Below are 1530 nucleotides of genomic sequence, written 5' to 3' on the forward strand. Positions count from 1 at the left end.
GGTGCCGGCCGAGATGGACGCCGTCAGCGAGCCGCTGCGCGCCCTTGACGTGCCAACGCTGCTTGTGTGGGGTACCGGCGACCCTACGTTCGGCGTCAAGTGGGCGTACTACCTGCGGGACCTGATCCCCGGGGCGCGCGAAGTCATCGAGGTCGACGGCGCGAAGCTCTTCTTCCCGGAAGAGCGCCCTGGCGACCTCGTCCCGCACCTTCGCAGGCAGTGGAGCCGGTAGGTTTGCTGACCGTCCTCGCGGCCTTCAGTTCGCTATGGTCGGAGGCTGTGGAGCGGCTTTCGCTGACCCTGCGCGACTCGTATGGTCACCTGGAGATCACCGGGCTGCGGGAGATCGGTCACGGCCTTGACGCACGCGTCTACCGCGGCGAGTCCGCGTCGCTCGGACCCGTCGCGGTCCGGGTGCCGCATGCCCGCTGGTTGAACAACGGCCGCGAGACCCAGCTCGACACGCGCCTGCAGTTGCGGCAGGACTTCGAGCTGAGCAGGCACCGGCGGGCGCACGGCCTGCCCGTGCCGGAGGTGTTCGCAGCGCACACCTCCGGCACGGGCGTCGACTTCACCATCGCGCAGTACGTCGAGTCCGATGACAGTGAGCTTCCCGATCGGGAGTTCGGCAGGCTCATCCGGGCCATTCACGAGATCCCCGCACCGCCGTTCGACCTGGTCTGCATGGAATCCCGCGATGGCGCCGACCAGGTCCTCGCCGAGCGGATCGGCGACCGGCTGAAGAACCTCGCGGCGGTCACCGAGCTTGGCGTGGGGTTCCCTGATATCGGCAGCCTCACTCCGGCCGCGCTCGCCGGCTATGGAGACCCAGGCAGCTCCACCCCGCCGACCCCGCCGACCCCGCTGACCCCGCGACAGGCGGTTTACGGGCTCGACACCACCGTCATGATCAGCCACGTGTTCCTCGACGGCGCGCCTGACCCGGCGAAGGCGCGTCACTACATGAGCGAACGAAGAGCCTGTGCCGCAGGCTGACCGATGGCTGAGCCACGGAATGCTTTTCCGCGCGGTGCACGCGCGTGACACGATTCCTTTCTTCCGAGCCTGGTGGGAGGCGGCTGGGCGTCTTAGTGGTGCGTGGTGACCGTGAGGGCCGTGCGCGGGCTGGTACGCGGCGCTCGCGCGCGGGTGCCGCGCGATCGCTCACGATTTCGCTTTTTGTGGAAATTCCGCAGATAATACGCTGCGGAATTACCACGATCATGGGCTGGGCCGCGGTGCCGTAGGGACAATCCGGACGAAACGGGCACACGCGGGGCGGGCGCGGCGGCGAGAGGCGCCTAAGACAATCCGCATTGGGTGTGCGGTGAGATTTCTCGGGTTACTGGCCGGCCTTTGCGGGGTGCGGTGAGATTCCTCGACTTACTAGCCGGCCTATGCGGCCGCGGTGGTGAAGGCGGGGAGGTAGCCGTCTTTCTGGCCGGCGGCGGTCGGGTGGTAAGAGCTGGTGATGGGGAGGGTGACGGAATTCAGCCAGGACGAGCCGCTGCAAAGCTCGTGGGCGGAGAA

At 67.8% G+C, this 1530-nt stretch carries 2 protein-coding genes and 1 pseudogene; 2 read left to right on the forward strand and 1 reads right to left on the reverse strand.

What is annotated here, in order from left to right; genetic code table 11:
• A partial coding sequence (locus tag VG296_RS20440; protein ID WP_325567954.1) for an alpha/beta hydrolase occupies positions 1–232 on the forward strand: 232 nt, incomplete at its 5' end.
• Between the two features lie 47 nt (positions 233–279).
• Positions 280–996 carry a hypothetical protein gene (locus VG296_RS20445; RefSeq protein WP_325567956.1) on the forward strand — a complete coding sequence of 239 codons (717 nt, stop codon included), beginning with the start codon at positions 280–282 and terminating at the stop codon, positions 994–996.
• 399 nt (positions 997–1395) lie between these two features.
• Here VG296_RS20445 and VG296_RS32975 read toward each other — a convergent pair.
• Positions 1396–1530, reverse strand: a pseudogene (locus tag VG296_RS32975) (lipase); the annotation flags it as partial.

This window comes from Actinospica sp. (genome assembly GCF_035552695.1).
Classification (GTDB): Bacteria; Actinomycetota; Actinomycetes; order Streptomycetales; family Catenulisporaceae; genus Actinospica.